Origin of the sequence: Parabacteroides sp. CAG:2 (assembly GCF_000436315.1) — a bacterium.
GTDB classification, from domain to species: Bacteria; Bacteroidota; Bacteroidia; order Bacteroidales; family Tannerellaceae; genus Parabacteroides; species Parabacteroides distasonis.
Window position 1 is genome coordinate 89,671 of sequence record NZ_FR885287.1, and the last position, 19,908, is coordinate 109,578.

Below are 19,908 nucleotides of genomic sequence, written 5' to 3' on the forward strand. Positions count from 1 at the left end.
ATTTTAATATTACGGTAGCAAAGGTACGAATAATATTTGAGAAGATTTCTTATAAGCACAAACCCTCCATCCCATCATGAAAGAATAGTTCCAGTTGGAGAAGCACAAGATCCTAAATAAAGCGGGGCAATCCGAACTCTATCAATATATCATAAATGATCCGGATTATTAAAAACACCTGTTCCATCCACCGATCATCTTACGAGATGTAAAAATTATTCCCCAAAAAGAAGTACTTTTGTAATCTCTATTTAGTTAGCAAACAGAAGGTATGAAGATTGGTTCAATAGATTTAGGGGAGCGTCCGGTATTCTTGGCGCCTATGGAGGACGTGACGGATATCTCGTTTCGTTTGATGTGCAAACGCTTCGGGGCGGACATGGTATATACGGAGTTCGTATCGAGCGACGCGTTGATCCGCAGTGTGAACAAAACACAGCAAAAACTAAATGTCTCCGATGATGAACGTCCGGTCGCTATCCAGATTTACGGCAAGGACGTAGCCTCGATGGTAGAGGCCGCACGTATTTGCGAGGAAGCTCGTCCGGATATTTTAGATATAAACTTTGGTTGCCCCGTAAAGAAAGTAGCGGGCAAGGGAGCCGGGGCCGGCATGCTACGCAATATCCCGTTGATGCTGGAGATCACGAGAGAGGTGGTGAAAGCCGTGAACATCCCCGTCACCGTGAAAACCCGTTTGGGATGGGATGCCGACAACCGCGTTATCGTGGATCTGGCCGAGCAACTACAGGATTGCGGTATCGCCGCCCTCTCCATCCACGGACGTACACGGGCGCAAATGTACACGGGCGAGGCGGATTGGACCTTGATCGGTGCCGTAAAAAATAACCCTCGCATGCAAATCCCTATCATCGGGAATGGCGACGTGACTTCCGCCGAGATATGCAAGCAGCGTTTCGAGGACTATGGCGTAGACGCCGTAATGATCGGTAGGGCTAGCATAGGCCGCCCTTGGATCTTCCGGGAGGTAAAACACTATCTTACGACCGGGGAATTATTGCCGCAAGAGCCTTTCTCTTGGTATCTGGATATCCTAAAAAAACAAGTGGAGCAAAGCGTGGAACGATTGGACGAACGTAGGGGAATCTTACATATTCGTCGTCATCTGGCAGCTACTCCGCTCTTCAAAGGTATTACCGATTTCAAGCAAACACGGATCGCCATGCTACGTGCGGAGACTGTTAACGAATTATTCGAAATTATGAATAATATTCCTAAAAAGTACGGAATTTCAGAATAACAAGCTTGATATATATCAAATTGAAACCCATTTGCGATATTTTTACAATAAAATGTTACAAATACTATTGACGCATATTATAAAACCCTTTATATTTGCATCGAGTTTTTTTCATAGTATTTTAGATCTAAGGTTAACAAGTCTTTGCAAGGGGGGAATCGTGAGATTGTTTCATTGAGGAGCAAAAAAAGCCGCATCCATATTGGGACTAGCGGCTTTTTTGTTTTTCCGGACTCTATATCCTAAATCAAGAAACTTATCGTATCTTTGTCAATAGGTCACATTAAATATTTGGCACTATGAACCAGACTATTTATCCCATCGGTATACAGAACTTCGAGAAGATTCGTAAGGACGGCTATCTCTACGTCGACAAGACCGCTTTGGTTTATCAATTGGCGAATACCGGAAGTTACTACTTCCTCAGCCGTCCCCGACGCTTCGGGAAAAGCCTGTTACTCTCTACTCTGGAAGCCTATTTCCAAGGGAAGAAAGAGCTATTCGAAGGATTGGCGATCGCGAATCTGGAGAAAGAGTGGATGGAGTATCCCATCCTGCATCTGGATTTGAATGCCGAGAAATACTCAGACGCAGGCGCCTTGGAAAGCATACTACGGCGTTTCTTGAATCTTTGGGAAGACCGGTGGGGGAAGGATGACAGGGAGACCACACCTTCCGATCGTTTCACCGGTGTGATACGCCGAGCTTATGAGAAAACAGGACGAAGAGTTGTCGTGCTGGTAGACGAGTACGACAAGCCTTTACTCCAAGCCCTAGAGAACGCAGAGCTTCAAGAGGCATATCGTGCGATATTAAAGGCGTTCTACGGTGTGTTGAAAACCATGGACGGATATATCCGGCTGGCATTTCTAACTGGTGTCACGAAGTTCGGGAAAGTGAGCGTATTCAGCGACCTAAATAACTTGGACGATATATCTATGCGAGAGCCATACGCCGCGATTTGCGGGATTACGGAAGCAGAGTTACTAACTTATTTCGACGGAGATATCCATAAACTGGCCTCCTCCCTCGAACTGACCTATGATGAAACACGCTCCTTGCTGAAAAAGCGTTACGACGGCTATCATTTCGTAGCCAACGTACCGGGTATCTATAACCCTTTCAGCCTGCTGAATACCTTTAAATATATGCGGCCTGAGGATTATTGGTTCGAGACCGGAACACCTTCTTATTTAGTAGAGTTACTCAAGCACACCCATTACGACCTCTATGAGCTGGCAAATACCGAAACCGATGCCGATGTGCTGAATAGTATCGACTCAACCTCTAGCAATCCTGTCCCTGTCATTTACCAAAGCGGCTACCTTACGATCAAGGATTATGATTCTCGCTTTGGTATCTATAAACTAGGATTTCCCAATTTAGAGGTAGAAGAAGGCTTTGTCAAATACCTGCTTCCTTTCTACACCAGTGTTAGCGCCCCAAAGACTCCTTTCGAAATCGGGCGTTTTGTCCGGGAGGTGGAGAATGGTGATTACGACGCTTTCTTCCGTCGCTTGCAAAGCTTCTTCGCCGACACCCCTTACGAGGTGATCGCCGGCCAAAAGCCGGAACGAGACACGGAGTTGCATTACCAAAATGTACTTTTCATTGTCTTCCGACTGATCGGGCTTTACGCCAAGGTGGAATACCACACCTCAAACGGTCGTATCGACCTCGTCGTACAGACCGATCGTTACATATACATCATGGAGTTTAAGTTGAATGGCTCCGCGGAAGATGCCCTGCGGCAAATCGACGAGAAACGATACGCCCTGCCTTTCGCCAACGATGGACGCAAGGTTTTCAAGATCGGTGTAAACTTTTCTTCCGAGACACGAAACATTGAGCGGTGGGTGGTGGAATAAAAAAGCCTATGTTTTCGCACACACGCTATACATTATTCGAAATAAACCCTTACATTTGCGAAAAACATAATACTATACCACCATGAGTAAGAAAGTCATAACTTTCGGAGAGATCATGCTTAGGCTGGCTACTCCGGACTATTTACGCTTTTGCCAAGCCAATCAGTTCAACGCTACTTTCGGCGGAGGGGAAGCGAATGTCGCCGCCTCACTCGCCAACTATGGCATAGAGACTGAGTTTGTAACCCGTTTACCCCAAAATGACATCGCCCGTGCCTGCGTTATGGAATTACGCAAACAGGGTATCGGAACTTCCAAGATCATTTACGGAGGGGAACGGTTAGGCATTTATTTTCTGGAGACCGGAGCGGTCGCTCGTGCCAGCAAGGTGGTATATGACCGGGCTCATTCTTCCATCGCCGAGATCCGACCGGGGATGATCGATTGGGACGAGGTATTCAAGGATGCCTCTTGGTTTCACTGGACAGGTATCACGCCAGCCATATCCGAAGGTGCCGCCAACGTATGCTTGGAAGCGATACAGGCGGCAAACCGATTGGGCATCACGGTATCCTGCGACCTCAACTACCGGAAAAATCTCTGGAAATACGGTAAGACAGCCCATGAGGTCATGCCGGAACTAGTAGCCGGATGCGATATCATCCTAGGAAACGAGGAAGATGCCGAGAAAGTCTTCGGTATCAAGCCCGAAGGTTTCGACGCCGCCGCCACGGAAGGCGAGGTACACGCCGCTTCTTTCCAGTCGGTATGTACCCAATTAATGGCTCACTTCCCACGTGCCCGGAAAGTTATCATCACGCTAAGAGGCTCCATCAATGCCAATCATAACACATGGGGCGGAGTGCTATACGCCGACAACCGGTTGTACGAATCCCGCCGGTATGACATCACCCATATCGTAGATCGTGTAGGTGGAGGCGATTCTTTTATGGGAGGTCTTATTTACGGTTTGCTCTCCTACCCCGGTGACGACCAGAAAGCCTTGGACTTCGCGGTAGCGGCTTCCTGCCTGAAACACACGATCTACGGAGACTTCAACCAAGTAACCGTAGAGGAAGTAGAAAAACTCATGTCCGGCGACACCTCCGGCCGTGTCTCCCGCTAATTTTCAATTCTCAATTTTCAATTTTTAATTCCCAATATGGCTCGATTCAATAAAATACAAACATTACAGGCTATCATCCAAACCGGAATGGTGCCCGTCTATTATAATAAAGAGGTAGAGATCGCAAAACAAGTTGTAAAAGCCTGTTACGAGGGAGGCGTCAGAGCCTTCGAGTTTACTAACCGGGGAGATTTCGCCCACGAGGTATTTGGCGAGCTGGTAAAATACGCCGCCAAGGAATGTCCGGAATTAGTATTGGGCGTAGGTTCTATCGTAGACCCGGCCACAGCCGCCTTATTCATACAGCTAGGGGCAAACTTCGTAGTCGGCCCGCTGTTTAACCCGGAGATAGCGAAGATATGTAACCGTCGCCTCATCCCTTATACGCCCGGCTGCGGTTCCGTATCCGAGATCGGCTTTGCCCAAGAAACAGGTTGCGACCTTTGCAAGATATTCCCCGCCGGAAATGTAGGAGGTCCCTCATTTGTCAAGAACATAAAGGCCCCCATGCCATGGACCCTAATCATGGCTACCGGTGCCGTGGAGCCGACAGAGGAGAATCTATCCGCTTGGTTCAAGGCCGGCGTGACCTGCGTAGGAATGGGATCCAAACTCTTCCCCAAAGAAGCGATAGCGGGAAACGATTGGCAATCCATTACAGATTTATGCCGCGACGCCTTATCTATCATTCAAAAGTATCGCCAAGTATGAAAAACTTTTTAGATCAAGATTTCTTGCTCCAAACCGACACGGCCCGTGAGTTATATCACGAGCATGCGGCGAAGATGCCCATCATTGATTACCATTGCCATCTGGATCCCCGGCAAATAGCGGAGAATCATCAATTCGAGGATCTTACGGAGATATGGCTGGGCGGAGACCATTACAAATGGCGGGCGATGAGAGCGAACGGTATTCCCGAAGAATATATCACCGGAGATAAGCCCCCTTACGAGAAATTCCTTAAATGGGCAGAGACGATGCCTTACACGATGCGAAACCCGCTTTATCATTGGACACATCTGGAACTTAGCCGTATATTCGGAATCCATAAAGTCTTGAATCCGGCTTCCGCCGAGGAAATCTACGCAACTTGTACGGATAAACTGCGTACTCCCGAATATCGTGCGCAAGCCATCATGAAACGGATGAACGTAGAGGTTGTTTGTACGACCGACGATCCTATAGACTCATTGGAATTCCATCAAAAAATACGTTCAAGCGGATGCCACACCCGTGTATATCCGGCATGGCGACCGGACAAGGTACTCGCTATCGATAATTTCAAGGCGCTAAATGACTATTTGTCCAAGCTGGAGGCCGCCGCCGATAAGACCATCCTCACCTACAAGCATTTATTGGAGGCATTACAAAAGCGGCATGATTTCTTCGCCGCCCAAGGGTGCCGGTTATCGGACCACGGGTTGGATACTTTCTATGCCGAACCTTATACCGAGCAGGAGATTGAGGTGATTTTCCTCAAGGCTCGTATGGGTAAATCGCTCACGGAGCAGGAAGTTCGCAAATACCGTTCGGCATTGCTATACGAATTGGCGGCGATGGATGCCCGGAGTGGATGGGTACAACAATTCCATATCGGCGCTAACCGAAATAATAACAAACGGATGTTCAAGTTATTAGGACCGGACACGGGTTTCGACGCTATCGACGATCAGCCGATCTCCGTATCCATGAACCGCTTTTTCAGTCGTTTAGATCAAGAAGGGCTGTTAGCGAAAACGATCGTTTACAACCTGAACCCCCGCGACACCGAGTTGATGGTAGCCAATGCCTACAATTTCAACGACGGCAGTGTACCCGGGAAGATGCAATATGGAGCGGCTTGGTGGTTCCTCGATCAGATCAAAGGTATGGAAGATCAATTAAATGCGCTTTCCAGCCTCGGTCTTTTAAGCCGTTTCGTCGGTATGCTGACAGATTCCCGTAGCTTCCTGTCATATCCCCGTCATGAGTATTTCCGCCGGATCCTTTGTAATATGCTAGGCAATGAGATAGAGAAAGGCTTATTGCCTGCCTCCGAGCTTTCCTTCATTGGACAGATGGTGGAGGACATCAGTTACAACAACGCTAAACGATACTTTGATTTCTGATTACTGCAACCCGCATTGCAGTGTTACTGCACGCCTGTCGCAGTAACACTGCACGTGCGTTGCAGTAAGGCTGCAACAGCTTTGCAACATTTTATTCACAAACGCTTCATAAGACCTTCCACTATACTCGCACATATTACGCCTACTTTTGCGGCAGATTTAGATAAACACTAAAATACGCAAACATGAAACAACGGCTTTATGATTTCATCCCTGTCAAGCATCTATGCGTAGGGATGTCTTTATGTGGCATAGTGGCAGGTACCCAAACCGCTCAAGCTTCTCCCGTCTTCGGGCAATCATCGGGCTTAGAACATCTGAGTCCCAGCATCTACCAACAAAGTACGAAACAGATTTCCGGTATCGTCAAAGACCAGGCGGGGATTCCCGTAATTGGCGCGAACGTGATCGTAAAAGGGACGACAAACGGAGTAATCACCGGGCTCGATGGAGATTTCCTACTGGAAGTTCCGGAAAACGCTACCTTAGAGATCAGTTATATCGGTTATATGACGCAAAGTATCCCGATAAACGGGAAAACGACCTTCAACATCATCCTAGAAGAAGATACGCAGAAATTGGATGAGGTAGTCGTACTCGGTTATGGAGCGGGGCAACGCAAACAAGATCTCTCCGCTTCCGTGGGCGTGCTGAACAACACGGAAGACTTGGTGGCCCGTCCGGTTACCTCTACCGAAAGTATGTTGCAAGGGCAGTTAGCGGGTGTTACCGTACAAGCGAACGGTGGAGACCCGACGGCTACACCCTCGATCGTGATTCGTGGACAGGGCTCACAGAATGGCGATAACGTATTATGGGTTGTTGACGGTGTTCCCGGCGCACCCATCGCCTCTATGAATGATATCGAGACGATTGTCGTCTTAAAAGATGCTGCCTCTGCCGCTATCTATGGAGCGCAATCCGGAGCCGGCGGTGTTATCTTGGTAACCACCAAGAAGGCGAAAGAGGGCAAGACCTCGTTGAGCTATGACGCGACTTTCGGTGTTCGTAAAGCTAGCAACGTAATCGAGCCGTTAAATGCGGAAGAGCAACTCGAGATGCGAAAACTGTCTTACGCAAACGCGGGGCTTACATTGCCGACCGGTTGGGATTTGACCAAGAACCCATGGGTAGGTACCACACGTACCAACTGGATGGACGAGATCTTCCGCACCGCTTTCTACCAACGCCATAACGTAGCCTTGAATGTTGGTTCCGAGAATGCCTCCAACCGTGTTTCATTTGCTTACGATAATGATGAAGGTGTATTGATCAATACTTTCAACAAGAACCTTTCACTTCGTTACAACGGTAAATTCAAATTGAATAAATGGGTGACTATCACCGAAGACGTGGTTTGGAAAAACAACGAAAGCCGTTCAAAAGATACCGACAGTGGTTATACGGGAGTTGTTGCGGCGGCTATGTATATGCCTGCCAGCGCTACGGTTTACAATCCGCTGGATGGCACTTACGGTGGAACAACGACCGAAGACCCGGATTACATCGCCAAATATGGCTCCAACTTCGCAGATATCCATGGAGACGCTGTCAATCCGGTTCGCTTGCTGGAAGCGGAAAACCGCTATGACCGAACCAGCGACATCTGGAGTACGACCAGTCTGGAACTAGCTAATATCGTTACCGGCTTGAAGTTCACGAGCCGTTTCACTTACAACCTGAAGAATAATCTATATAAGAACTTCAGCCCGATCCGTGACGAGGTGGGAAAACCCTCCTTGACAAATAATCTGGATGAAACGACTTACCGTGCAGACGCATGGAAAACGGAAAACACATTGACTTACGACAATACGTTTAATGACATGCACACCGTGGGTGTCTTACTATCCACTACGGCCGATCATTACAGCAAGCGAGGATTAGAGGTTAATGGAAAAGATTTATCTGACGAATCCGCTTATTTACAATATCTATCCTATGCGAATTCCGTTTCCGCAACCGATTATTTGACCGGTCCTGACGCAAACGTATCCTTGATCGCCCGTCTGGCTTATTCCTTCAACGATCGTTACTTCGTTACAGCCTCTTGGCGTCGTGATTACGCAGGCCGTCTACCTAAAGATAATAACTATGGCGACTTCCCTGCCGTAACAGCCGGATGGAAAATCTCTAATGAATCTTTCTTCCCGAAGAGCGAGACACTGAATTTATTGAAGATCCGTGCTTCTTGGGGACGTGTCGGTAATCTAGGATCTATCGGTTATAATTACAAATCAGCTTTATTAGGTAAGAATTATTGGTCGGAGCAGGCACAGTACGGCGTAGAATCGAACAAGATTTGGGGAAACTTCGTCTATAACTCTACCGCATTAAATCCCAACTTAACATGGGAAACTTCCGAGCAATGGGACTTAGGTCTAGATGTGAACATGTTCGACAATCGCTTGAGCATGGCATTCGACTATTTCGACAAACGCACGTTCAACTTGATCCAGTCGCAAACGATGAACTGGCCGGGAACGATCGGTATCGATGCCATGTTAGTCAATCAAGGTGAAGTCCGCAACCGAGGTTTTGAGGCGCAAATCAATTGGAACCAACAGGTAAATAAAGATTGGTCGTACTTCGTTTCCGGAAACTTCTCTTATCTAAAGAACTGGGTTTCTGATATTGGGGTAAAGAACTCAGACGGAACCCCGGGTGTCTGGACAGGTATCACCAAGGACAATGCCTATTTCGATGGAAGTTATCGTAACCTTCCATATATGTATCAAACAGCCGAAGGAGAACCGCTGGCCTCTTTCTATCTGATCAAGACTGACGGCATTTTTCAAAGCGACGCAGAGGCAGCCGCTTATGTAAACAAAGACGGAAAACGAATCCAACCGGACGCTGTAGCCGGCGATTTGAAATTCGTCGATGCCAATGGTGATGGAGTCATCAATGATGAAGACCGTCAATACTGCGGTAGCGCTACACCTAAAACTACATTCTCATTCTCCGGAGGATTCACTTGGAAGAAGCTTTCCGTAAGCGCTATGTTCCAAGGCGTAGGTGGAGCACAAGCTTTATATGTAGGTAAATATATGGCCTTAAGTGATGTAGAAGGAAACTTCAACCGCTCAAAAGAGATCATGAACGCTTGGAGTCCGTCGAATACAGGGTCGAATATTCCACGCTTATCGAAAAACGACCCGAATAGCAACTTTAGCACACCGTCTGATTGGTATCTGGAGAATGCTTCTTACTTGCGTTTGAAGAACTTCACCGTATCCTATGACTTGAGTGATGTTATCAGGAAATGCGCTCACCTGCAAGAACGCAACAGCATGATGTCGGTTTACCTTAGCGGTGAGAACCTCTGCACGATCACGAACTACTCAGGAATGGACCCGGAAACCGGCGGTTGGGATGCCTTGAAGTATCCGGTTTCACGCGTATTCTCTGTCGGAGTCAAATTGACATACTAATCGGGTGTTTTAAAAGATATTCATATTAACAAAGGATCAAAATGAAAAGATATATTACAGTATTAGCATTATCCGCATTGGTTTGTAGTTCTTGTAGCGACTTCCTCGACGTTCAGCCGGAAGGAAACGCAACTACAACCTCCTATTTCTTGAATGATCAACAGGCCATTGATGCCATTGACGGATTATATGAAAGATTCCATCAAGAGGGTTGTTACGGCCGTGAGTTATTCTGGGAACAGGGAGCCGCATGCGACATTGTTTGGGGACGTACGCGCGGTTATAACTCTTTGGCGACCTTAGCCTATACCGGTGATGAATCTCCTCTAAGAGATGTATTCAGCCGTATGTATTCTACTATGTCCCGTGCGAATTGGATCATCCAAGAATTAGTGAAGAAAGAAAAGGGAACGACGCTGACCGCCGTCGAGAAACGCAGCTTGGGCGAAGCTTACTTCAGTCGCGGTTGGGCACATTATCTGATCGCTTATCGGTACGGTACGGATAAACAAGGAGTGCCTTTCGTACGTTACGAGGACTTCCCCGACGATTACGACAACTCCATACCGCCTCAGCAAGCTACCGTTATGGACAATTATAAACTGATCATCGAAGATATGGACAAAGCAATCGCCTACCTTCCAAACTTCGAATCCTATGACGCTGACAACCGGGGCCGGGCACATCAGGCTGCTGCCGTGGCGTTCAAAGCGAAAACTTATGCTTACTGGGCTACTTGGGATGCTACCCAATGGAACAACGTCATCGAGATGGTCAATCAATTAGAGAACAACTACAATCGAGATCTAGCTCCCACATTTGCGGAACTATTCTCGTCTGACTTGAAAGATTATTGGAACGCCGAATATCTCTGGACTATTCCGAGTATCGGTGGCGCACTACCGGGCGGTACCGAATTCCCGGGTATTATCCTTGAGAACAAAGGCTGGGGCAAATATAATGGTTGGGGGCAGATGAAGCCCTCTTACGACATCTACGAAGAAATGGCGAAAGATGGTAAAGGTAATGACCGTTTAGTACGCTCAATCTTGGAATACAACCAAGAGTTCCCGTTCTTCGGCGAGACACGCAAGTTCTGGTCTACCTCCGATCTTGAAGCTGGTTTCATGATCAATAAATACATGGACGCGTTCAAATACTCAGACCCTGTAGGTGAAGGAGCCGTGAGTGCTAACGGAGACTGGCCTACGGTCCGTGTCAATTTCCCGATCATCCGTTTCGCAGAAATGTTATTGTTCCGTGCCGAGGCATATTTAATGACAGGCCAAGCCGATAAAGCAACCGCAGATATCAACCGTATCCGCCTACGCTCCAACTTGGTACCGCTTGCCGGCACCGCCACGATGAAGGATCTATATCACGAACGCCGTTGTGAATTGGCTTTTGAGTTTACAGACCATCTATTCGACTTAAAGCGTTGGAACCGTTCTTCCAATGCCGACATAAAGACATTGGCCGATAAAGAGTTGAACGCACATCCACGTATCCGCAGATATGAAGACCGGGCGAATCCGGAATCCGCGTTCACGATTATTGGTTACGAAGATTACACCAACAAAAACGCCTATCAAGCACATATGATGGTATTCCCGTATCCAAGTGAAGAGATTACTAAATCGAATGGTCAACTGAAGCAGAACGAGGGATATTAACCGGCTCCTTTAAACCGATCAAGGAACGAATAAGATTCAATTACGGGCTGTCTCAGAAAATGAAACAGCCCGTGTTATTTTCTACCGGGTAAAAACGCATATCTCAAATAGGTAGTTTACCTTTGCCAATTGTATAATATAGTAAACAAAAGATACACCATGAGATTAATTCAAACTCTTTCTTCTTGCTTGTGTACAGGGATAATAGCCTTATTCACGGCCTGTAGCCAAGCACCACAATCCCCCATCGATTCCGTGAATCCGTTTATCGGCACGGGATTTCACGGACACACGTATCCCGGGGCCACGGCTCCTTACGGAGCGGTCCAACTCAGTCCGGACACCCGGAAAGGGAATTGGGACGCTTGTTCCGGTTATCATTACAGCGATTCTACCTTAATGGGTTTTTCCCATACCCATTTAAGCGGTACGGGATGTATCGACCTTGGCGATATCCTATTCCGTCCGTCACTCCAGACACCTCTAGCGTTCTCGCACTCGGACGAGAAGGCTTCCCCGGGTTACTACTCGGTGAATCTCAGGGAGGCAGGTGTATTAGCGGAACTTACCACGACCCCGCATGTCGGGATACACCGATATACCTATAAAAAAGGGATAGAGTCTACGTTGGTGGTCGATATGGACCATTTATTGGATAACGAATATATATACGAAGGCTGGGTTAAGCAAACCGGGGAGAATGAGCTTACCGGTATGCGGCGTACCCGGGGCTGGGTAGACAATCAGTATGTCTTCTTTGTAGCGCAATTCTCGCAACCCTTCTCTTCCATGGAACAGCCTTCCGAACGGCAAGCCGTACTTACCTTCGATACGACTACCGGAAAGCCCATCGTCTGCAAAGTCGGGGTATCGATCGTAAATGAGGAGAACGCCCGTCTGAACCTTGAGCAAGAGACGGATTCCTATGGCTTTGATTTCGACGCCATCCATCAAGCGACACGCTCCAATTGGGAAAAAGAACTGGACGTTATCACGGTAGAAGGAGGCACCGAAGCCGAGCGCACGAATTTCTATACGGCGCTATACCATAGCAAGATCATCCCGAATATAGCGAGCGACGTGAACGGACAATACCGCCGTCACGACATGAGCGTAGCGACGATCCCGGCAGGTCGCCGCCAATTCTCCACCTTTTCCACTTGGGACACCTTCCGGGCCTGGCATCCGATGATGACTCTGTTGGATACTACCTTGGTGAATGATATGGTACAGTCTCTCTTGGATATGTACGACGCCAGCGGCGAGCTTCCGTTATGGCCCTTATCGGCAGGCGAGACCGGGACCATGATCGGTTATCACTCCACATCGATTATAGCGGACGCTTATTTGAAAGGTATTCGCGGATATGATGCGGAACACGCTCTCGAAGCGATGAAAATCTCAGCGGAGAAGAATAAGAAAGGAGCGGATTATTATATAAAGGAAGGCTTCATCCCGACGAATATCAAGAAAGAATCGGTTTCCTGCCTATTGGAATTTGCCTACGATGATTGGTGTATCGCACAAATGGCGAAAGCTTTAGGACATATGGATGATTATGAGACGTTCATCAAGCGCTCCCAGAATTTTATCAACGTATTCGACGGTAGTACCCGGTTCTTCCGGGGCAAACGGCAGGATGGGAATTGGGAGACTCCTTTCGATCCATTCGCCATCGGACGTTCCTATACGGAGGCTACGGCCTGGCAATATCGTTTCTTTACCCCGCATGACGTATATGGATTGACCCAGTTGTCCGGAGGCCGGGAGGCGTTCATCGCTGATCTGGATAGCTTATTTATGGTTACCTCCGAGGTAGTCGGCGATCTGGTAGACGTTACAGGATTGGTTGGTCAATATGCGCATGGCAACGAGCCTAGCCACCACATGGCTTACCTATATAGCTATGTAGGCCAGCCCTGGAAGACACAGGAATGGACCCGTCGCTTGCTGGACGAGATGTACCAGCCCACGCCGGAAGGTATCATCGGCAATGAGGATTGCGGCCAGATGTCCGCTTGGTATATCTTGAGCAGCCTCGGCTTCTACTCCGTATGTCCGGGTAGCAACCAGTTTATCCTAACGACCCCGTTGTTCGATAAGGCGAACATGAAGCTGGGCAATGGCAAGACATTGGTCATTACCGCCAACCAGCCGGATAAGAACAAGTATATCACGAAGGTTACCTTAAACGGCGAGGAGATATCGCATTGCTACATCACCTACGACCAGTTGATGCAAGGAGGCACACTGGACTTTACGCTCTCGGCAACACCGGACAAGCGTTGGGGAACCGCTCCCGAGTACGCTCCCTATTCCTATACGGAGCAACCTACCGTCTCTATCCCTTACATAGCGAATGATCTGGATTTGTTTGAAGGTGAGATTACGGCGGAACTAAAATCCACGACACCCGAGGCGGTTATCCATTACACGCTTGACGGATCGGAACCGGATGAGAACGCTCCCGTATACAGCGAGCCATTCGTCTTAAAAGAGACCACGATTATCAAGGCCAAAGGATATAAAAAGGGATTCGTACCCAGCCGTACGTACTCGATCCAAGCCACAAAAGCCGTATTACGCCCCGCATTATCCATACAGCCTACGAAGCATGGGGTAGCTTATACTTATTACGAAGGAGAGTTCCAATGGGTAGCCGATCTGCAAAAGGCGAAGGTAGTCGAGACCGGAACAATACCTGAGCCTTCTATCCTGAACGCTAAATTGCCGGATCATTTCGGTTATATCTTCACCGGATATATATACGCCCCGGAAGATGGAGTCTATGAGTTCAGTACCCGCTCGGATGACGGTAGCGTCCTCTATATCGGCAAAGAAAAGGTAGTGGACAATGATGCCTCCCACGCCGCTATCGAAGCGACGGGACGCATCCCCTTACAAAAAGGCTACCACCCCTTCGCCTTGCATTATTTCGAGGATTACGAGGGTGAGTACCTAGGCTGGAGCTGGCGTACGCCAAGCATGTCCAAACTAGACGCGATCCCAACAGAGAACCTTTATATAAATTGATAATATTAAATACTGAATCATATGAGAAGAACAACTCTATCCGTGCTATCCTCCTTAGCCATCCTGCTATCCGGCATGATCGTTCCGGAGGCCGCGGCACAAAGTCGCCGAGACAAAGAACAAACGTATGTATTAGAGAAACCTTACGAGGTCAAGAAACTAGTCCCCCCTACCGGAAAGAAAATAAAGAACGTGATCCTCATGATCGGCGACGGCATGAGCCTTATGCACATGTATTCCGCTTGGACCGCCAACCGGGGCAAGCTCTGGCTGGACAACTCCCAATACACCGGCCTCTCGAAAACCTATTGCGCCAACCGCCTCATCACCGACTCCGGAGCCGGAGGTACCGCACTGGCCACCGGCCATAAAACGAACTACCATATGGTAGGCGTAGATCCGGAAGGCAAGCCCTTGGAATCTTTGGCTACCTTGGCGAATAAGAAAGGCCTGTCAAGCGGCATCGCCGTTACCTGTCGCCTATGGGACGCTACGCCCGCCGACTTCTGCTGCCACAATACGGATCGCGACGCCGAGGCCGAGATCGTAGCGGATTACGTGAACTGTGGCGTCGATTACGTATTCGGCGGCGGCTCCAAGCTATTCGAGAACCGTGCGGACGGTCGCGATTTGTTCAAGGAATTAAGGGAGAAAGGTTACCAAACTCCCCGTAGCTGGGAGGAACTGGCGAAGATTCAAAAAGGCAAGGTATTCTGCGTTACCGATACCGTAGACACCCCGCTTCCCGCCGAGCGAGGCGATCTCTTGGCTCGTGCCTCAATGAAAGCGATCGATCTGCTGGGACAAAACCCGGAAGGTTTCTTCCTGATGGTAGAAGGTTCCCAATTGGATGATTACGGGCATTTCAACGATATCGACCTGTTGATGCAAGAGACACATGATTTCGACCGTACGATCGGACGTATCTTCGAATGGGCCGCCCAAGACGGTGAGACATTGGTTGTCGTAACCGCCGATCACGAGACCGGTGGCCTTACCTTGGTGGACGGGGATCTGAACGAGGGCCGTATCGTTTGTAAATTCTCCACCGGAGGGCATAGCGGCGTGATGGTTCCCGTTTACGCTTTCGGCCCGGGTGCCGAGAACTTCACGGGTATTTTCGAGAATACGGATATCTTCTGGAAGATCAAAAAGCTCCTGAATCTATAATCAAACAGTATTCATCCGATGGAGAGTATAACAGACCGCTATCCCGCTAGTCAAGTACCGCAATCCTCCCGGTCGGGTACCGCAGTACCCCTGCCCAAGTACCGCAGTACTTTGGCTGAGAGGACAGCAGTACTTGACTAGCAGTACTACGGTACCCGACTGGGAGGACTGTGTTCACCGACTGAGACGCACCTTCTCCCTCTCTCCCCCAATAAATATCATAAAGAATGACAACAAGACGAAACTTCTTAAAGCAATCCCTTCTTGCGGCAGGCGCGGCCTCCGTTCCCGCCGGGAACCTTTTAGCGCAAGAGAAAATGGAAGAGAAACGACCCAAGTACAATCTTCCTTACAAGAACACCTACCTGAAGGAACCCTTCGTGACCGAGAACGAGTTCCGGACAGCGAAACCGGAGACCATCACGCCCGGAACCTTCGAGGAGGCCAAGCAAATCCTCCCGGACCCGACTTGGAGCGGACACGAGAAGGAAATCGAGATGTACTGGAAGGCTTGGCAAATCGGCATCGGCAACATCAAGGCCCCGGAACCGGATTCCGGTTTCGTATGCAGTTACCTCGATGTCGCCTACAACGGCAATATCTTCATGTGGGACTCCGCCTTCATGATGATGTTCGCCCGTTTCGGTACCCGTTTCTTCCCTTTCCAGCGTACGTTAGATAATTTCTACGCCAAACAACATCCGGACGGTTTCATCTGCCGGGAGATCAAGGCGGACGGAGCGGATTGTTTCGAGCGTTACGACCCGACCAGTACCGGACCGAACATCCTCCCTTGGAGCGAGATCGTCTATTATAAGCAGTTCGGCGATATAGACCGCCTACACAAGATATTCCCCGCCCTTTGCGCTTATTATAAATGGTTGAAGCTAAACCATACGTGGCGTAACGGTACGTATTGGACCTGCGGTTGGGGTACCGGCATGGACAACATGCCCCGGGTGGAACCGAAATACAATCCGATATACAGCCACGGCCATATGATCTGGCTGGACGTTTGCTTGCAACAATACTTCACCGCCGGGCATCTGCTTGAGATGGGTTTCTATCTGGAGCGTTGGCAGGAGATCGAGGAGTTCGAGGACGAGCAGAAGATGCTAAAGAAGTATATCAACGAGAACCTATGGGACGAGAAGGAGCATTTCCTTTTCGATCAATACGCCGACGGAAGCCTTTCCTCCACCAAGGGAATCTACGCGTACTGGGCCTTATTGACCGATGTCCTGTCCAAGGAACGCATGGATGCTTTCGTGGCCGAGCTGGATAACAAGGAGACATTCAACCGCCTGCACCGCGTCCCTTCCCTTGCCGCCAACCATCCTAAATACAAGGATAACGGCCGCTACTGGCAGGGTGGCGTATGGCCGGGAGCGAACTATATGGTGATTACCGGCCTATTGCAACAAGGCTATCGTAAATTGGCTTACGAGATCGCACGCAACCATTACGATAACGTCCTAAAGGTGTATAAGAATACCGGTACGTTCTGGGAATACTACGCTCCGGAACATGAGGAGCCGGGCTTCATGGCTCGCCCGAATTTCGTGGGCTGGGGCGGACTGGCACCGATCTCCGGCTTGATCGAGCAAATCTTCGGCATCCGCTCCAATGTGTACGAGAAGAAATTGACCGTAGACGTGAACTTGACGGAGGCTTATGGTATCGACCGTTATCCTTTCGGCCTCGACGGTCTGGTAGCGATCAAAGTCAAGTCCCGTTCTTCCGCTACCCAAGAGCCGCAGGTAGAAATTACCAGCGACGTCCCCTTGGAACTAACCGTCCTTTGGGGCGACAAACAGAAGACGGCTAACGTAAAACCCGGCACGCAAACCATATAAAACAGTAAATCCATCAAACATCCAGTTGTAGAGACGGGGCATGCCCCGTCTCTACAACTAGACTCAAAAAACAATTAGTATATGAAACAGATTCTATCCTTATTTATCACCTCCCTCGCCCTCTGTACGGCTTGCACCTCCCCGAAGGGATCGGACACAGTTCAAGTGGCGGAGACAACCACGGAGCAGACGATTCAGAAAGCCTCCTCCGCGATTCATTACAACGCCTTCTCGCACAATGATTACTGGCGGGAGAGACCTCTGCTGGACGCCTTGTCCTTCCGCTTCAACTGCGTGGAGGCCGATCTGTGGCTGATCGATGACGAGCTATACGTTTCCCATGATCGCCCGGAACCCAATCCGGCAATTACCTTCGAGAACCTATACCTCAAGTCGCTCGTGGCCCGCATACAAGCGAATGGAGGTAAGGTCTATCCCGATAGCGATCGTCCTTTCTACCTGATGGTGGATTGCAAGGCACAAGGCGAAGAGATGTACAAGCTATTAAAGAAACAGATGGAACCTTACAAGGAATATTTCTGTTCCGTCGATAACGGCGAATATAAAGAAGGTGCCGTCCTCTTCTTCCTTTCCGGTGACCGTCCGAAGAGCAGCCTGCCGAAAGAGAACAGCCGCTTCACCTTCCTCGACGGACAAATAAAGGATCTGGGACAGGGCATCCCTGCTTCCCTCGCTCCGGTCATAAGCGATAATTACTCCGATTTCTTCACTTGGAAAGGCGAAGGTGAGATGCCCGCCGACCAACTACAGAAGATGCGTGAGATCATCCGGAAAGTCCACGATGAGGGAAAACTATTCCGTTGGTGGGGCGCCCCGGATACCGAGCAGTTCAAACGCTTCTTCATCAAAGAAGGCGTAGACTTGGTAGGTGCCGATGACCTGAATGGGTTATACAACGTATTGAACGAGCGTTAAACGAGAAAATTACAATAGGCATTATAAGGTTGTTACAATGGGCATTCTAGCATCTTTACAACAGGCATCGTAACAGCCTTATAATGCCCATCATAGTTTTAACATATCACAACCGCTTTTATTCCAACCAAGGCTGCGGATTCAGCTTCGTCTTTTCCTTCCACAATTGGAAATGAAGGATCGTGGAATTACCGTCCTCCGGATCCGAATAGATCCTTCCGATCGCTTGACGGGTAGAGACCCGGTCGCCCGCTTTTACATATACCTGACTCAAATTGCTATAAACCGTCAAGTAGTTACCATGACGAACGATTACGGAATTATTATACCCCGGCACCACGAACACACGCGTCACCTCCCCATTGAATACCGCACGGGCATCCGCCCCGGGTGAGGTCTGGATATCGATACCACTATTACTGGTACGAACATATTTCAACTCCTGATGCTGTTGCTCGCCGAATGTAGCGACGATCGTATGTCTTCCGGCCACCGGATACGGCAAACGCCCCCGGTTATTGGCGAAGTTATCGGACAATTGCTTCTCCGCCTTTGTCATCGCATAGCCCCCTTTCGTATCCGCCACACGTTCCTCACGGATCGGCTCGTTTTTACTCTCCGGTACGGGTTTACCCTTAGCGGCAGCTTGTTCACGGGCACGGCGCTCACGTTCCGCACGTTCACGGGCGGCTTTCGCCTCGGCCTCGGCACGGGCGATCTCCTCGGCGATCTGCTTCTCTATCTGTCGGTTTAAAGCCTCGGCTTGACGACGCTTCTTTTGGAGATCCGCCTTCAAATCCTTTTGTCTCTTATTCAATAGCTGGACTTCCTCTTTCTGAGAAGCTTCCTCGCTTTCTAGCTTCTTACTCTCTTCTTGACGAGTTCCTAAAAGGGTACGCTTCTCGGCACGGGTCTTCTCCATCTCAGCTTGCTTGCGGCTGATCTCGGCCTGCTTTTCAACGATGTCATTCGCTTGCCGCTTCTGCCAATCCGCATATTCCCGCAAATACCGCATACGCCGCATGGATTGAGAGAAACTCTCGGCGGATAGGATAAACAACAATTTATCTTGCGAGCTATGGCGTTTATAAAGCCCTCGCATCGATTTACCGTAATTCGTCTGCTTATCGCCCAGTTCCCGTTTTAAGGTGCGCAACTGGCCTTGGATATTCAAGATATCTTTCTCGATCTCATCCAGCTCTTGATTCAATAAACTGATGACTTTCTTACGCGAAAGAATTTGTTTGGAAAGTAGATTCAAACGGTTCAGGGAAGTTTTAGCAGTCTGGGCCGTCTCCTGTAATAATTTATTCGTCTCCTCGATATCGGCCAACGCCTCCTTGCGCTGCTGCTCCAACTGACGGACAGCGGCGGATTTCTGACCGTAAACCACGGTAGATAAAGACAATGCCAATAGAACGATCCAGACGTGCCTCATGA

Annotated in this window: 12 protein-coding genes; 11 read left to right on the forward strand and 1 reads right to left on the reverse strand. The window is 49.0% G+C overall.

What is annotated here, in order from left to right; all coding sequences use genetic code 11:
- The first annotated feature begins 271 nt into the window (after nucleotides 1-271).
- From dusB to QVP94_RS08565, 11 genes are all read left to right on the forward strand, one after another.
- Nucleotides 272-1,261 carry a tRNA dihydrouridine synthase DusB gene (gene dusB, locus QVP94_RS08515; protein ID WP_022192376.1) on the forward strand — a complete coding sequence of 330 codons (990 nt, stop codon included), beginning with the start codon at nucleotides 272-274 and terminating at the stop codon, nucleotides 1,259-1,261.
- A 299-nt stretch (nucleotides 1,262-1,560) separates the two neighbouring features.
- Nucleotides 1,561-3,129: a PD-(D/E)XK nuclease domain-containing ATP-binding protein gene (locus tag QVP94_RS08520; RefSeq protein ID WP_022192377.1), complete on the forward strand. Its 1,569-nt coding sequence runs from the start codon at nucleotides 1,561-1,563 to the stop codon at nucleotides 3,127-3,129.
- Nucleotides 3,130-3,211: 82 nt separating this feature from the next.
- Nucleotides 3,212-4,255, forward strand: coding sequence for a sugar kinase (locus QVP94_RS08525; protein ID WP_005860014.1), 1,044 nt, complete (start codon nucleotides 3,212-3,214; stop codon nucleotides 4,253-4,255).
- A 36-nt stretch (nucleotides 4,256-4,291) separates the two neighbouring features.
- The gene (locus QVP94_RS08530; RefSeq protein WP_005860016.1) at nucleotides 4,292-4,966 is read left to right on the forward strand and encodes a bifunctional 4-hydroxy-2-oxoglutarate aldolase/2-dehydro-3-deoxy-phosphogluconate aldolase; all 675 of its coding nucleotides are present in this window, start codon (nucleotides 4,292-4,294) and stop codon (nucleotides 4,964-4,966) included.
- Nucleotides 4,963-6,366, forward strand: a complete 1,404-nt coding sequence (uxaC, locus tag QVP94_RS08535) for a glucuronate isomerase (protein WP_005860018.1) — start codon at nucleotides 4,963-4,965, stop codon at nucleotides 6,364-6,366. The genes QVP94_RS08530 and uxaC overlap by 4 nt, the downstream gene beginning before the upstream one ends.
- A gap of 185 nt (nucleotides 6,367-6,551) precedes the next feature.
- On the forward strand, nucleotides 6,552-9,800 hold the full coding sequence (locus QVP94_RS08540) for a SusC/RagA family TonB-linked outer membrane protein (RefSeq protein WP_022192378.1): 3,249 nt from the start codon (nucleotides 6,552-6,554) through the stop codon (nucleotides 9,798-9,800).
- Between the two features lie 41 nt (nucleotides 9,801-9,841).
- A complete protein-coding gene (locus tag QVP94_RS08545) occupies nucleotides 9,842-11,473 on the forward strand; it encodes a RagB/SusD family nutrient uptake outer membrane protein (protein WP_005860022.1) in 1,632 nt (543 codons plus the stop codon).
- A gap of 159 nt (nucleotides 11,474-11,632) precedes the next feature.
- On the forward strand, nucleotides 11,633-14,506 hold the full coding sequence (locus QVP94_RS08550) for a GH92 family glycosyl hydrolase (protein ID WP_022192379.1): 2,874 nt from the start codon (nucleotides 11,633-11,635) through the stop codon (nucleotides 14,504-14,506).
- 21 nt (nucleotides 14,507-14,527) lie between these two features.
- On the forward strand, nucleotides 14,528-15,676 hold the full coding sequence (locus tag QVP94_RS08555; protein WP_022192380.1) for an alkaline phosphatase: 1,149 nt from the start codon (nucleotides 14,528-14,530) through the stop codon (nucleotides 15,674-15,676).
- Nucleotides 15,677-15,903: 227 nt separating this feature from the next.
- Nucleotides 15,904-17,532, forward strand: a complete 1,629-nt coding sequence (locus tag QVP94_RS08560) for an MGH1-like glycoside hydrolase domain-containing protein (RefSeq protein ID WP_022192381.1) — start codon at nucleotides 15,904-15,906, stop codon at nucleotides 17,530-17,532.
- Nucleotides 17,533-17,613: 81 nt separating this feature from the next.
- Nucleotides 17,614-18,468, forward strand: a complete 855-nt coding sequence (locus QVP94_RS08565; protein WP_022192382.1) for a phosphatidylinositol-specific phospholipase C/glycerophosphodiester phosphodiesterase family protein — start codon at nucleotides 17,614-17,616, stop codon at nucleotides 18,466-18,468.
- Between the two features lie 118 nt (nucleotides 18,469-18,586).
- Here the strand turns inward: QVP94_RS08565 and QVP94_RS08570 are convergent, their stop codons facing one another.
- Nucleotides 18,587-19,906, reverse strand: a complete 1,320-nt coding sequence (locus QVP94_RS08570; protein WP_022192383.1) for a murein hydrolase activator EnvC family protein — start codon at nucleotides 19,904-19,906, stop codon at nucleotides 18,587-18,589.
- Nucleotides 19,907-19,908 lie beyond the last annotated feature (2 nt).